The sequence below is a fragment of the Pseudomonas sp. S2_A10 genome (assembly GCF_054668465.1).
The window spans coordinates 5,653,909-5,667,825 of sequence record NZ_CP162773.1 but is presented as its reverse complement, the minus strand read 5'-3'; the positions used below and the strand labels follow the sequence as shown (position 1 = coordinate 5,667,825).

Annotated in this window: 9 protein-coding genes and 4 tRNA genes; 11 read left to right on the top strand and 2 right to left on the bottom strand. The window is 57.8% G+C overall.

The window, feature by feature from the left end:
• Nucleotides 1-175: 175 nt before the first annotated feature.
• From AB4N41_RS25365 to AB4N41_RS25315, 11 genes are all read left to right on the top strand, one after another.
• Nucleotides 176-252: transfer RNA gene (locus AB4N41_RS25365), tRNA-Arg, on the top strand.
• Nucleotides 253-284: 32 nt separating this feature from the next.
• A tRNA-His gene (locus AB4N41_RS25360) sits at nucleotides 285-360 on the top strand.
• 57 nt (nucleotides 361-417) lie between these two features.
• Nucleotides 418-502: transfer RNA gene (locus AB4N41_RS25355), tRNA-Leu, on the top strand.
• A 77-nt stretch (nucleotides 503-579) separates the two neighbouring features.
• Nucleotides 580-655, top strand: a tRNA-His gene (locus AB4N41_RS25350).
• A 401-nt stretch (nucleotides 656-1,056) separates the two neighbouring features.
• Entirely contained in the window at nucleotides 1,057-2,367 is a 1,311-nt protein-coding gene (tig, locus tag AB4N41_RS25345; protein ID WP_016775337.1) for a trigger factor, read from the top strand.
• Between the two features lie 92 nt (nucleotides 2,368-2,459).
• Nucleotides 2,460-3,119: an ATP-dependent Clp endopeptidase proteolytic subunit ClpP gene (clpP, locus tag AB4N41_RS25340; protein ID WP_460138182.1), complete on the top strand. Its 660-nt coding sequence runs from the start codon at nucleotides 2,460-2,462 to the stop codon at nucleotides 3,117-3,119.
• 87 nt (nucleotides 3,120-3,206) lie between these two features.
• Nucleotides 3,207-4,490, top strand: coding sequence for an ATP-dependent Clp protease ATP-binding subunit ClpX (gene clpX / locus AB4N41_RS25335; RefSeq protein ID WP_016775335.1), 1,284 nt, complete (start codon nucleotides 3,207-3,209; stop codon nucleotides 4,488-4,490).
• 162 nt (nucleotides 4,491-4,652) lie between these two features.
• A complete protein-coding gene (lon, locus tag AB4N41_RS25330) occupies nucleotides 4,653-7,049 on the top strand; it encodes an endopeptidase La (protein WP_016775334.1) in 2,397 nt (798 codons plus the stop codon).
• Between the two features lie 149 nt (nucleotides 7,050-7,198).
• A complete protein-coding gene (locus AB4N41_RS25325) occupies nucleotides 7,199-7,471 on the top strand; it encodes an HU family DNA-binding protein (protein ID WP_016775333.1) in 273 nt (90 codons plus the stop codon).
• 227 nt (nucleotides 7,472-7,698) lie between these two features.
• Nucleotides 7,699-9,570 (top strand): SurA N-terminal domain-containing protein, encoded by a 1,872-nt coding sequence (locus AB4N41_RS25320; RefSeq protein WP_236168547.1) that lies wholly within the window; start codon nucleotides 7,699-7,701, stop codon nucleotides 9,568-9,570.
• 750 nt (nucleotides 9,571-10,320) lie between these two features.
• Nucleotides 10,321-11,175, top strand: coding sequence for a DUF2242 domain-containing protein (locus AB4N41_RS25315; protein ID WP_150634905.1), 855 nt, complete (start codon nucleotides 10,321-10,323; stop codon nucleotides 11,173-11,175).
• A 387-nt stretch (nucleotides 11,176-11,562) separates the two neighbouring features.
• On the opposite strand, the gene AB4N41_RS25310 is transcribed toward AB4N41_RS25315, so the two are convergent.
• Nucleotides 11,563-12,603: an AraC family transcriptional regulator gene (locus AB4N41_RS25310; RefSeq protein ID WP_252876591.1), complete on the bottom strand. Its 1,041-nt coding sequence runs from the start codon at nucleotides 12,601-12,603 to the stop codon at nucleotides 11,563-11,565.
• 3 nt (nucleotides 12,604-12,606) lie between these two features.
• Nucleotides 12,607-13,737 carry a nitrilase-related carbon-nitrogen hydrolase gene (locus AB4N41_RS25305; RefSeq protein ID WP_122703714.1) on the bottom strand — a complete coding sequence of 377 codons (1,131 nt, stop codon included), beginning with the start codon at nucleotides 13,735-13,737 and terminating at the stop codon, nucleotides 12,607-12,609.
• Nucleotides 13,738-13,917: the final 180 nt, after the last annotated feature.

Here is a 13,917-nt window from a genome sequence, read left to right as displayed (position 1 = left end):
TTTAATTAAATGAATTTTTTTCAAAAAGGATTTGACGACCTTTGGAGCCCTCTATACTATTCGTCGCACTTGTCGGGCACAGCCTAGCACTGGTTAAGAAGGTGAGGCGGAATCAAGGTTCTGCGACACTGGAAAGCACTTAGTTTGTAGTCCTTTAAGAGTACAGATTAACAAGGCGCCCGTAGCTCAGCTGGATAGAGCATCCGCCTTCTAAGCGGATGGTCGCAGGTTCGAGTCCTGCCGGGTGCGCCATTAGGCAGCTTTGGCACAAGTAACGCGATATGGTGGGCGTAGCTCAGTTGGTAGAGCACGGGATTGTGACTCCCGTTGTCGTGGGTTCGATCCCCATCGTCCACCCCATATTTCGAAAGGCGCCAGATTTAACGGTCTGGCGCCTTTGCTTTAAAAGCTTCATCCGCGGATGTGGTGGAATTGGTAGACACACTGGATTTAGGTTCCAGCGCCGCGAGGCGTAAGAGTTCGAGTCTCTTCATCCGCACCAAATAAAGCTTCATCTGTGCCTAGGGCCTGATGAAGTTTCGACAAAGAAGTTGTTTGGCTTTTTTGTTACGCAATATGGTGGGCGTAGCTCAGTTGGTAGAGCACGGGATTGTGACTCCCGTTGTCGTGGGTTCGATCCCCATCGTCCACCCCATATTTCGAAAGGCGCCAGATTTAACAGTCTGGCGCCTTTTTTGTTTTAGCGGTTTCGAAATCCGGCCATGGCCGATTTCGAAGCGCAGGGCAGGGCACTTCATCGCTTTTAAAGGATCCGATGACGCTGAGCTGCTCGTCGTTCCGGTTTTGCCGGAACGCCTGTCGGGGCCTATCTGGTAGTTGCTTCTATATATAGAAGCGTTGTTGCAGAGCCCTGACGTGATCGCTTGTATTCGCCAGTGGAGTGCGCGGCATTCGTGCGGCGCTCCCTATAAATTGCCTGCTGTTTTTTTACCCGTTTCCAGTAGGGTGACTTCTTGAGTTTGACCCACTAGAATGCATGCCCTTGATTCTGGGGTCGGAAACGGCCGGCTAACGTCTGTGCAACGAGGAATATCCATGCAAGTTTCTGTTGAAAATACTACTGCTCTCGAGCGCCGCATGAGCGTCACCGTGCCGGCAGAGCGCATCGAGACTCAGGTCAACAAGCGTCTGCAGCAGACTGCCCAAAAGGCCAAAATTGCTGGCTTCCGTCCAGGCAAAGTGCCAATGAGCGAAATCAAGCGCCGTTTCGGTGCTGATGCGCGTCAGGAAGCGGTAGGCGACGTCATTCAGTCTTCCTTCTACGAAGCTGTGGTCGAGCAGAAGCTCAACCCTGCCGGTTCGCCTTCGATCGAGCCAAAGTCGCTCGAGGCGGGCAAGGATCTGGAATACGTTGCTGTATTCGAAGTCTTCCCTGAGTTCACCGTTGCTGGCTTCGAAGGCATCACCGTTGAGCGTCTGAGCGCTGAAGTGGCTGACGCTGATCTGGACAAGATGCTCGACATCCTGCGCAAGCAGAACACCCGTTTTGAAGTGGCCGACCGTGCTGCCCAGAACGAAGACCAGTTGAACATCGATTTCGTTGGCAAGGTTGACGGCGAAGTATTCGCTGGCGGCTCCGCCAAGGGCACTCAGCTGGTACTGGGCTCCGGCCGTATGATCCCGGGCTTCGAAGAAGGCCTGGTTGGCGCTAAAGCCGGCGAAGAACGCGTTCTGAACCTGACCTTCCCTGAGGACTATCAGAACCTGGACCTGGCTGGCAAAACCGCCGAGTTCACCGTGACCGTCAACACTGTATCCGAGCCTAAGCTGCCTGAGCTGAACGAAGAGTTCTTCGCTCAATTCGGCATCAAGGAAAGCGGCATCGACGGCTTCCGCACCGAAGTTCGCAAGAACATGGAGCGTGAACTGCGTCAGGCAATCAAATCCAAGGTCAAGAATCAGGTAATGGACGGTCTGCTGGCCACCAACCCGATCGAAGTGCCAAAGGCTCTGCTGTCCAACGAAGTTGACCGTCTGCGCGTGCAAGCTGTTCAGCAGTTCGGCGGCAACATCAAGCCAGATCAACTGCCGGCCGAGCTGTTCGAAGAGCAAGCCAAGCGCCGCGTCGTGCTGGGTCTGATCGTTGCTGAAGTGGTCAAGCAGTTCGATCTGAAGCCTGATGAAGCTCGCGTTCGCGAAATGATTCAGGAAATGGCTTCCGCTTACCAGGAGCCAGAGCAGGTCGTGTCGTGGTACTACAAAAACGAGCAGCAGCTGAACGAAGTGCGTTCGGTTGTGCTGGAAGAACAAGTTGTGGATACTGTTCTGCAGAAAGCTAGTGTGACCGACAAATCGGTCTCCTACGAAGAAGCAGTCAAGCCGGTAGAAGCTCCAGCAGCCGACTGATTGATTTTGCGTTAGAAGTGCACACCATAAGCCAGCTCTCGAGCTGGCTTATGCGTATTCAAGACATAACTATTTGGGAGCGACTGCAGAGCATGTTCCGTAATTCTTATATTCAGCAGAACTCTGATATCCAGGCCGCCGGCGGCCTGGTCCCGATGGTTGTCGAGCAGTCCGCTCGTGGCGAACGCGCCTACGACATCTACTCGCGCCTGCTCAAGGAGCGAGTGATCTTTCTGGTGGGCCCGGTAGAGGACTACATGGCCAACCTGATCTGTGCGCAACTGCTGTTCCTTGAAGCGGAAAACCCGGACAAGGACATCCATCTGTACATCAACTCGCCGGGCGGTTCGGTGACTGCCGGCATGTCGATCTACGACACCATGCAGTTCATCAAGCCGAACGTATCGACCACCTGCATCGGTCAGGCCTGCAGCATGGGCGCATTTCTGCTCACCGCAGGTGCTCCGGGCAAGCGTTTCTGCCTGCCGAACTCGCGCGTGATGATTCACCAGCCACTGGGCGGTTTCCAGGGCCAGGCGTCGGACATCGAAATCCACGCCAAGGAAATCCTCTTCATCCGCGAGCGTCTGAACATGCTGATGGCCAAGCACAGCGGCCGTACTCTGGAAGAAATCGAGCGCGATACCAATCGCGACAACTTCATGAGTGCTGAAGCTGCGAAGGAATACGGCCTGATCGACGAAGTGATCAACCAGCGTCCAGCTAATATAAGCAGCGCAAAACAGGCCTGATCGGCATGTCCGATCAGCGGCGGGCTTGAAAAAGCCCGCAATAGCCTTCATCTTGTGTTGCAAGCCTATCGGATTTGGATCGAACGAATGACTGACACCCGCAACGGCGAGGACAACGGCAAGCTGCTCTATTGCTCCTTCTGTGGCAAAAGCCAGCATGAAGTGCGCAAATTGATTGCCGGCCCCTCGGTCTTTATCTGCGACGAGTGCGTCGACCTGTGCAATGACATCATCCGCGAGGAGGTGCAGGAAGCACAGGCCGAAAGCAGCGCGCATAAATTGCCTTCGCCTAAAGAAATCAGCGGCATCCTTGACCAGTACGTCATTGGTCAGGAGCGTGCGAAAAAGGTTTTGGCCGTAGCGGTGTACAACCACTACAAGCGCCTGAACCAGCGTGACAAAAAGGCTGACGACGTCGAACTCGGCAAGAGCAACATTCTGCTGATCGGCCCGACAGGCTCCGGTAAAACCCTGCTGGCCGAAACACTGGCCCGCTTGCTGAACGTTCCGTTCACCATCGCTGACGCAACTACCCTCACCGAGGCCGGTTACGTGGGTGAAGATGTCGAGAACATCATTCAGAAGCTGCTGCAGAAGTGCGATTACGACGTAGAGAAAGCCCAGATGGGCATTGTCTACATCGACGAAATCGACAAGATTTCCCGCAAGTCCGACAACCCGTCGATCACCCGTGATGTTTCCGGTGAAGGCGTGCAGCAGGCCTTGCTCAAGTTGATCGAAGGCACGGTCGCTTCGGTACCGCCGCAAGGTGGCCGCAAGCATCCGCAGCAGGAATTCCTGCAGGTCGACACCCGTAACATCCTGTTCATCTGCGGTGGTGCGTTCTCCGGCCTGGAAAAGGTCATTCAGAACCGTTCCACCAAAGGCGGCATCGGCTTCAACGCCGAAGTGCGCAGCAAGGAAGAAGGCAAGAAGGTCGGTGAATCCCTGCGTGAAGTCGAGCCTGACGATCTGGTCAAGTTCGGTCTGATCCCGGAATTCGTCGGTCGTCTGCCGGTCCTGGCGACACTGGACGAGCTCGACGAGGCTGCGCTGATGCAAATCCTCACCGAGCCGAAAAATGCTCTGACCAAACAGTATGCCAAGCTGTTCGAGATGGAAGGCGTGGATCTGGAATTCCGTTCCGACGCGCTGAAATCGGTCGCCAAGCGTGCCCTGGAACGTAAAACCGGTGCCCGTGGCCTGCGTTCGATTCTCGAAGGTGTGCTGCTCGACACGATGTATGAGATCCCCTCGCAGTCCGAGGTGAGCAAAGTCGTGATCGATGAAAGCGTCATCGAAGGCAAGTCCAAGCCACTGTATATCTACGAAAACAGTGAGCCGACGGCCAAGGCAGCGCCGGACGCGTAAGCGTTCACAGCGCCGCAACAAAGAAGGGGCCTTCGGGCCTCTTTTTTTTAAGTCGTTTTTTACCTCCGCTTTGCGCTTGTTTTTTTTCGAGGCAGCCCCCATCTTGGTTTCAAGCTTAATTCCATCTGATTACGGCCATACGGCCGCCGTAGAGGCGAAATCATGAAGACAACCATCGAATTGCCTCTCCTGCCATTGCGTGATGTCGTGGTTTATCCGCACATGGTTATCCCGCTGTTCGTGGGGCGCGAGAAATCCATCGAAGCCCTCGAGGCAGCGATGACGGGTGACAAGCAGATTCTGCTGCTGGCCCAGCGAAACCCGGCTGACGATGATCCCGGTGAAGACGCTCTCTATCGCGTAGGTACAATTGCCACGGTTCTGCAGCTGCTGAAGCTGCCTGACGGCACCGTCAAGGTTCTGGTCGAAGGCGAGCAGCGTGGTACTGTCGAGCGCTTCAGCGAAGTCGATGGCCACTGCCGCGCCGAAGTTTCTCTGATCGAAGAAGTCGACGCCGCTGAGCGCGAGTCGGAAGTCTTCGTGCGCACGCTGCTGTCGCAGTTCGAACAATACGTTCAGCTGGGCAAGAAGGTTCCGGCTGAAGTCCTGTCGTCGCTCAACAGCATCGATGAGCCCGGCCGTCTGGTCGACACCATGGCCGCGCACATGGCGCTGAAAATCGAGCAGAAGCAGGAAATCCTCGAGATCATCGATCTGTCGGCGCGTGTCGAGCACGTGCTGGCGCTGCTGGATGCCGAAATCGACCTGCTCCAGGTTGAAAAACGCATTCGCGGTCGCGTCAAAAAGCAAATGGAGCGCAGCCAGCGCGAGTACTACCTGAATGAGCAGATGAAGGCCATTCAGAAAGAACTCGGTGACGGCGACGAAGGCCACAACGAAATCGAAGAGCTGAAAAAGCGCATCGATGCTGCCGGCTTGCCGAAAGACGCGCTGGCCAAGGCCACCGCTGAGCTGAACAAGCTCAAGCAGATGTCGCCGATGTCAGCTGAAGCCACTGTGGTGCGTTCCTACATCGACTGGCTGGTGCAGGTGCCGTGGAAGGCGCAGAGCAAAGTACGCCTCGACCTGGCCCGTGCAGAAGACATTCTCGACGCCGATCACTACGGCCTCGAAGAGGTCAAGGAGCGAATCCTTGAATACCTCGCCGTGCAGAAGCGCGTGAAGAAAATCCGTGGCCCGGTGTTGTGCCTGGTCGGTCCTCCAGGTGTGGGTAAGACCTCGCTGGCGGAATCGATAGCACACGCCACCAATCGCAAATTCGTACGTATGGCCTTGGGCGGCGTGCGTGACGAAGCGGAAATTCGTGGTCACCGCCGGACCTACATCGGTTCGATGCCGGGAAGATTGATTCAAAAGATGACAAAAGTGGGCGTACGCAACCCGCTGTTCCTGCTCGATGAAATCGACAAGATGGGCAGCGACATGCGTGGCGACCCGGCGTCGGCGTTGCTGGAAGTGCTCGACCCCGAGCAAAACCACAACTTCAACGATCACTATCTTGAAGTCGATTACGACCTGTCCGATGTGATGTTCCTGTGCACCTCGAACTCGATGAACATCCCGCCAGCGCTGCTGGACCGGATGGAAGTCATCCGTCTGCCGGGTTACACCGAAGACGAGAAGATCAACATCGCTGTGAAATACCTCTCGCCGAAACAGATCGCCGCCAATGGTCTGAAGAAGGGCGAGCTGGAGTTCGATGAGGAAGCGATTCGCGACATCATCCGTTATTACACCCGTGAAGCGGGCGTGCGGGGGCTCGAGCGACAGATCGCCAAGGTCTGCCGCAAGGCAGTCAAAGAGCATGCGCTGGAAAAACGCTTCTCGGTAAAAGTGACAGCTGACCTGCTCGAGCATTTCCTCGGCGTGCGCAAGTTCCGCTACGGCCTGGCTGAGCAGCAAGATCAGGTGGGGCAGGTGACTGGCCTGGCGTGGACTCAGGTTGGCGGTGAATTGCTGACTATCGAAGCCGCAGTGATTCCGGGTAAAGGTCAACTGATCAAGACCGGTTCGCTCGGTGATGTGATGGTCGAATCGATCACTGCCGCACAGACCGTTGTGCGCAGCCGCGCCAAGAGTCTGGGCATCCCGCTGGACTTCCACGAGAAGCGCGACACGCACATTCACATGCCGGAAGGTGCTACGCCGAAAGACGGCCCAAGTGCTGGCGTCGGTATGTGCACGGCGTTGGTTTCGGCATTGACCGGTATTCCGGTGCGCGCCGATGTCGCCATGACCGGTGAGATCACTCTGCGTGGGCAAGTGCTGGCAATTGGCGGTTTGAAAGAAAAACTGCTGGCGGCTCACCGCGGCGGAATCAAGATTGTGATTATTCCGGAAGAAAACGTCCGCGATCTGAAGGAGATTCCTGACAATATCAAGCAGGATCTGCAGATCAAGCCGGTTAAATGGATTGACGAGGTCCTGCAAATTGCGCTGCAATACGCGCCGGAGCCCTTGCCGGATGTGGCTCCGGAGATAGTTGCCAAGGACGAAAAACGCGAGTCTGATGCCAAGGAAAGAATTAGCACGCATTAATACGTTTTAGCCTGGGGGGCTTTCCTTGACAGCATTTTAGAGCCCTTGTTATAAAGCGGCTCTTAAGTGTCTGTAGGCCATTCAGCACTCGTTTTTGCTTTCACCAAAAAACTTAGAAACATCTCAAAATAGATATAAGGGGACTTAGAGTGAACAAGTCGGAACTGATTGATGCTATCGCTGCATCCGCTGATATCCCGAAAGCTGCTGCTGGCCGTGCGCTGGACGCTGTAATCGAATCCGTCACTGGCGCTCTGAAGGCTGGCGACTCCGTTGTTCTGGTTGGTTTCGGTACTTTCTCCGTGACTGACCGTCCGGCTCGTACCGGTCGCAACCCGCAAACTGGCAAGTCTCTGGAAATCCCGGCTGCCAAGAAGCCAGGTTTCAAAGCCGGTAAAGCGCTGAAAGAAGCTGTTAACTGAGTTTCCAGGTTTTTACCCATCCGGGTCGGGGTCAAGCCTGACTTGGCAGCGGAGCGGTAGAGCAGGTGGCTGGAACAGGCACCTGTAACGCCGGGATCGAGGGTTCGAGCCCTGTCCGCTCCGCCAGTTACGAGAAGGCGCATCCTCGGATGCGCCTTTCTTCTATCCGGATTCTACCCACGCTCCACGGTTGCCTAAATTGAAGTTCAACCGTTTCTGGGGGACGCATGCTGCAAAATATCAGGGACAATTCACAAGGCTGGATTGCCAAGACCATTATCGGGGTCATCGTTGCACTGATGGCCCTGACCGGTTTCGATGCCATTTTCCAGGCCACGACTCACAAGAACGAGGCGGCCAAGGTCAACGGTGACGAAATCAGCCAGAACGAGCTGAGCCAGGCCGTTGATATGCAACGCCGTCAGCTGATGCAACAACTGGGCAAGGACTTCGATGCGTCCTTGCTCGACGAAAAAATGCTCCGCGAATCGGCGCTCAAAGGCCTGATCGACCGCAAGTTGCTGCTGCAAGGCGCCGAACAGGCGAAGTTCTCGTTCTCCGAAGCCGCGCTGGATCAAGTGATCCTGCAGACGCCTGAATTCCAGGTCGACGGCAAGTTCAGCTCCGAGCGCTTCGACCAGGTGATCCGTCAACTGGGCTACAGCCGCATGCAGTTCCGTCAGATGCTGGCTCAGGAAATGCTTATCGGCCAGTTGCGCGCTGGTGTTGCCGGCAGCGGTTTCGTCACCGACGCCGAAGTGCTGGCTTTTGCCCGTCTGGAAAAACAGACCCGTGATTTCGCCACTCTTAACGTCAAGGCCGACCCGGCTGCGGTCAAGCTGACCGATGACGAGGTCAAGGCTTACTACGACGAGCACGCCAAGGAATTCATGACGCCGGATCAGGTGATCATCGATTACGTCGAGCTGAAGAAATCGTCGTTCTTCGATCAGGTTGCGGTCAAGGATGAAGATCTTGAGGCGGCTTACCAGAAAGAGATCGCCAACCTGTCGGAACAGCGTCGTGCCGCGCACATCCTCATCGAAGTGAACGACAAGACTACCGAAGCGCAGGCAAAGGCGAAGATCGACGAAGTCCAGGCGCGTCTGGCCAAGGGCGAGAAGTTCGAAGCGTTGGCCAAGGAATTCTCGCAGGATCCGGGTTCCGCCAACAATGGTGGTGACCTTGGTTATGCCGGTCCTGGCGTTTACGACCCGGCTTTCGAAAAAGCGCTGTACTCCTTGTCGAAAGACCAGGTGTCCGAGCCCATTCGTACCGACTTCGGTTATCACCTGATCAAGCTGTTGGGCGTGGAAGCGCCTGAAGTGCCGACCCTGGCCAGCCTGAAAGACAAGCTGACCCGCGAGCTGAAAGCCGCTCAGGTCGAGCAGCGTTTCGTTGAGGCGACCAAGCAACTGGAAGACTCGGCGTTCGAAGCTTCTGACCTGGCGCAGCCAGCAGCAGATCTGAAACTGACTGTGCACACTTCCAAGCCGTTCGGCCGTGAAGGTGGCGAAGGTGTTGCAGCCAACCGTGCCGTGGTCACTGCCGCGTTCAGTCCGGAAGTGATTGATGAAGGTGCCAACAGCACCGCCATCGAGCTGGACCCGGAAACCGTGATCGTGCTGCGCGCCAAGGAGCATCTCAAGCCTGCGCAATTGCCACTGGAAAGCGTGAGCGCGGCGATCCGCACTCAGTTGACCAAGGAGCATGCCAGTGCCGAGGCCAAGACCCGTGCCGAGAAGCTGATCGCTGATCTGCGCGACGGCAAGGCGCCGCTGGACAAGGCCATTGACGGTCAGAACTGGAAGATCACCGAAGCGGCCACCCGTGGTCAGGAAGGGGTTGATCCGGCTGTGCTGCAGGCACTGTTCCGTATGCCGAAGCCGGCTGCCAAGGACAAGCCGACGTTCTCCAGCGTTACCTTGCCGGATGGCAGCCTGATGGTGGTGCGCCTCAACGGTGTTAACGAAGCTGCTGCGCCTACTGATGAAGAGAAGGCGCAATATCGTCGCTTCCTGGCTTCCCGTGAAGGGCAGCAGGACTTTGCGGCGTATCGCAAGCAACTGGAAGCTGAGGCGAAGATCGAGCGGTTCTGATCTTTTGACTGACGTTTGAAGGAGCCCCGGCCTGGTTGGTCGGGGCTTTTTTGTTTTTGGTGGCTTGGCGGCCTTTGGGCCGGCCATGCTCTGGGTGGTTTGGGTGAATATCCGTTTCTTCGGGTGCGGCGGCTGGCGGTTTCGCCCTTACGGCGAGGCACTTTTTCCAGACGCCGAAAAAGTACCCAAAAAGGCTTGCTCCTACGTTCGGCCCTCGCAGGCTCGGGTTCCTTCGCTGCGGGATCGATCCGGGCGCAGCGGCTCCGGTTTGCTTCGCTGCACCTCCTTCCGCTGTGTCTGGCTGCGCCAGACGGTCGCTGCGCTCCCACGCCCGGATCAATCCCTCCACTCAGCCTTCCGATGTCGCCGGTGGATCAAAAGCAAGATCAAAAGCACTCGAGCTTGCGCTCATTGTTGAGTGGGGCGGCTTTGCCGCGGGCAGCTGCGCTGCTTTGCTTTTGCTTTTGTGGGAGCGAGCCTGCTCGCGAAGGCGGCTTGGCAGCCGACCTGATCTTGAGTTTTTACCTTTCTTTTGCTTTAGAACACGCCGGTCGGTTCTGGGGTGTTATGGCCGTCGAGCCGACAAGCCATGGCGAAATTGCGCGCGTTGATCGATCATTTGTCCACGCGGCTTTTTCCTGACGGCCATGACCGGTAAAGTTGTAACCGATTCTTGACACTATTCCATGCGCCATGGGGCAACGATCTGTTGCACAATACGCCCCGGACTGTTTTCCCTCAGGATGTTCAATGTTGATTTCCACTCCCATGCGTGTTGTCGGGCTGGCGCTGTTATTGACTGCGGTGGCCGGTTGTTCGAAGGACAAGCCGATCTATGAGCATGAGAACTTCGATGACTCCGGCACCTTTTCGCGCAATTACCCGGTAACCGACACCGCCAGTTGCGAAGCGGCCCGGCGCGCGTTGCTCAGTCAGGGCTACATCATTACCAGCAGTGATCCGAAGCTGGTCAGCGGGCACAAGAGCTTCCAGCAGACCGGCGAGACGCACCTCGAGATCAGCTTCAACGTGGTCTGCGCCGAAGATGGCAGCGCCGGGCATCATGCGACGGTGTTCGCCAACGCCTTGCAGGACCGTTATGCGCTGAAGAAGACCAACAACTCGGCCAGCCTCGGGGTTGGTGTGTTGGGCTCGGTGTCGATGCCGATCGGCTCCTCGGACGACTCGATGGTCAAGGTCGCCAGTGAGACGGTCATTGCGCAGAAGTTCTACGAGCGTTTCTTCACGCTGGTGGAGCAGTTCCTGCCCGCCGATGCGAAGAAAGCTGCACACATCGAAGAAAAGCCGAAAACCGATCTTGGTGTGCCAGAACCAAAAGCGGCACCTGCACCTGCGCCTCCGGCGCCGACACCTGCAGCGGAACCGGCCCCCGCGCCGGCTGCGGAAGCTGCACCGGCCCCGGTTGAAACCGCGCCAGTGAGTTCCGAACCGATGGTGCCCCCAGCGGAGTCGACGCCGATTACGCCTGCGCCAGCGCCCGTGGAAGAGCCAGCGCCGGCCAGCGAAACCATCACCCCGCCGACCAACCCGGATATTCCGCCACCATCCGAGCCGATTCCGGCGATGCCTGCGTCGGGCCAATAAGAAACCAAGCGAAACCCTGTGGGAGCGAGCCTGCTCGCGAAGCGGTGTATCGGTCGACAGATGATTAGACTGACACACCGCTTCGCGAGCAGGCTCGCTCCCACAGTGGTTTTCGGGTTGGCTTAAAATCTGGTTACACACCTGCGGCATCATCGCCGCGATAAATCCCCAACCACCTGCTACGTTTTATTCATGAAGGCAGCGTTTCACTTTTCCTTCACACGGGCACTTTATGCTCGGGGGCACAGGTCGATTGATCAGGCCATTTTCATAACGAGCAGTTGGGGGATTCATACGATGGATGAGTATCAGGAAGAACTGCTCGAATACCAGGCCTTTGAACTGGATCAACCAGAGCCGGCTGACGACGCGACGGAACTCTGAGCTTCAGGCTCCCGAGCGGTAATTTCGTCGGGATTCGCCGGGCGTCTGCCCGCTCCAGCGCTTGAATGCGCGTTGGAAGGCTTCAGCTGAGGCGAAGCCCAGCAGGTAGGCGATTTCGCCGAACGCCAGTTCGGTGTCGCGGATGTAGGTCATCGCCAAATCGCGGCGTGTGTCATTGAGGATCGCGCGAAATTGCGTGCCTTCCTCAGTGAGCTTGCGCCGCAAGGTCCAGGTCGGCAGTTTCAGGCGTGCCGCGACTTCTTCAAGATCCGGCTCGCGGCCGCCATTGAGCAGCGGGCCGAGCAATTGGGTGATGCGCTCGCGCAGGCTGCGGGTGCGGGTCAGTTGTTCCAGCTCCCGCTCACACAGTTGCAGCAGATGTCGCCAGGTGCTCGGGCAATGTTCAGGGTTGCGCAGGGCGAGGCTGCTCAGGCTCAGGCGCAGTTGGTTGCGCTCGGCGCTGAACTGGATCGGGCAGTCACCGAGCATTGTGTAGGCTTCGCGGTAATCCGGCGCTTCGAATTCGATTTCGATTCGCTCGGCGCGCAACGTTTCGCCGCACAGGCTCGACAACTGATGCAGCCAGCCGGCGAGGATCGAGTCGACCACGAAGCGGTTATAGGCGTTGTATGGGCTGATCGAATAGAAGCGCAACCAGGCACCGTTGGCATCTTCGTGGAAACTGGACTGCCCGCGATAGTTCGAGCCGTAAAGCGGCTCGAAGCGCGTCAGGCAGCGGGCCGCTTCACGCACGGTGGGTGCTTGCGCCGCAGTGATGCCGGCCAGACCGGCTTGATTCAAGCGGATCATTCGGCCCATGCGCAGGCCCAAGGCCGGGTCGCCGGTGAGTTGAATCGCCGCATGGCCCAGGCGCATGTAACGCGGGATCGACAAGCGCGCCCCGGCCTCGGCCAGTCGCGCGGCATCAAGGCCATATTGTTCAAGCAGAGGCAGCGGATCGACGTCGTGGCTGCGCACGGCGTCGGCCAGACTATGGACGAAGCCCACCGACAGATCCCCGAGGCGCATCGGCTGCGGCTTCATGGTTTACAGCCAGACGTTCAGCAAGCGCGCACCACGGGCCTCGCCATCGGCGAACTGCTGGCCGTTGCTGCTGAGGAAGCTTGTGCCGGTACTCGACTTGTCCCAGAACTGCCCGCGCATGAACACACTGACGCCGGCAATCGCGCGGCTGCTCGGTGGTTGTGCGGTGAGGGTCAGTCGGTGCCAGGCCTGACCTTCACTGAGGTCGCCGGGCTTGAGGCTGACCGAGCCCGGCGTGCTCGAACCCTTGTAGCCACGCCATGGCTTGTCCCAGGCGCCTTGGCCAATAACCTGCGCCGGCACGGCCACCAGTTGCGCGCCTTGCTCATCGAGGGTACGGTAGTTGGCGGGGTACCAGCTGTCACTGCCGATCAGGATGCCCAGGCGTCCGGCCGGGGTATCGACGACCTGTATGGCGTGTTTGTCTTCGGCCTGAATCACACCTTGCTGATCGAAGATCGGATGCATCTGCCGTTGCGGCTGGCCCAACGGTACGCCGTCGCGACCAAACACCACGCTGCTGTTGAACAGGGCGCCGCTGCCGGGCTTGAGCCGGCCGTCGCGGATGCTTGGCTCCGGCAGCACGATGGAGCCGGCCACCAGGGTGACCTGGAACTCTTTGGCCAGACCGCCGAACAGCGCCTGGTAATCCTTGGCCATGGCCTTCGCTTTCATCCGCAGATAAGCATCGTCCAGCCGTTGCTCGCCCTTGGCCCGCAGCCACGCTCGGGCAAACAGCAGTGGATTGCTCGCCGCCAGCCAGTTCATCGCCTCCGCCAGGGTCGGCGCCTGATAAAGCTCGTCTTTCTCGCCGCTGACCATCAGCCAGGTGCCGACGTGCTCGGGCAACACCACCACGGTTTTTTCGTTGAGCAAGCCCTGATCGCGCGCCTGCTGCAGATACGCCGCGAGTTTGCGGTGCAGGCGTGCGGAGCTTTGGTAATCGGTGGGGAACAGTTCGGGCTGGATGCCGAGCAGATTGCCGCGGTCGCCGGGCGTGCCCTGATTGACGGCGAGCTTGATGCGCAGGTCCGACAGGTAATGCCCCGCCGGCCGGTCTGCCGCCCACATGGCGTAGGTGGTCAGGGCGGCAACGAGGGCCATGGAGAAAAACAGATACAGAAGTTTGCGCATGAAAACCAACAACAGCCGGGTACAGGATGTGCCGACTAGGGTAGGGCCCATGGCCCGGGTTGCCAAGGGGCGCTGTGCATTTGGATCAATAACTTGTCAGTTACGGTCATTGAGTGACAGCGGTGCGACTCTTAGTCTGTCGAACATGACTGACGGGGGACGCAGAGCTCCCGCAATTTT

Coding starts and splice junctions, on each gene's coding strand:
- AB4N41_RS25305 (WP_122703714.1), bottom strand. CDS start 13,737: ATGCGCAAACTTCTGTATCTGTTTTTCTCCATGGCCCTCGTTGCCGCC.
- clpX (WP_016775335.1), top strand. CDS start 3,207: ATGACTGACACCCGCAACGGCGAGGACAACGGCAAGCTGCTCTATTGC.
- AB4N41_RS25315 (WP_150634905.1), top strand. CDS start 10,321: ATGTTGATTTCCACTCCCATGCGTGTTGTCGGGCTGGCGCTGTTATTG.
- clpP (WP_460138182.1), top strand. CDS start 2,460: ATGTTCCGTAATTCTTATATTCAGCAGAACTCTGATATCCAGGCCGCC.
- lon (WP_016775334.1), top strand. CDS start 4,653: ATGAAGACAACCATCGAATTGCCTCTCCTGCCATTGCGTGATGTCGTG.
- tig (WP_016775337.1), top strand. CDS start 1,057: ATGCAAGTTTCTGTTGAAAATACTACTGCTCTCGAGCGCCGCATGAGC.
- AB4N41_RS25310 (WP_252876591.1), bottom strand. CDS start 12,603: ATGAAGCCGCAGCCGATGCGCCTCGGGGATCTGTCGGTGGGCTTCGTC.
- AB4N41_RS25320 (WP_236168547.1), top strand. CDS start 7,699: ATGCTGCAAAATATCAGGGACAATTCACAAGGCTGGATTGCCAAGACC.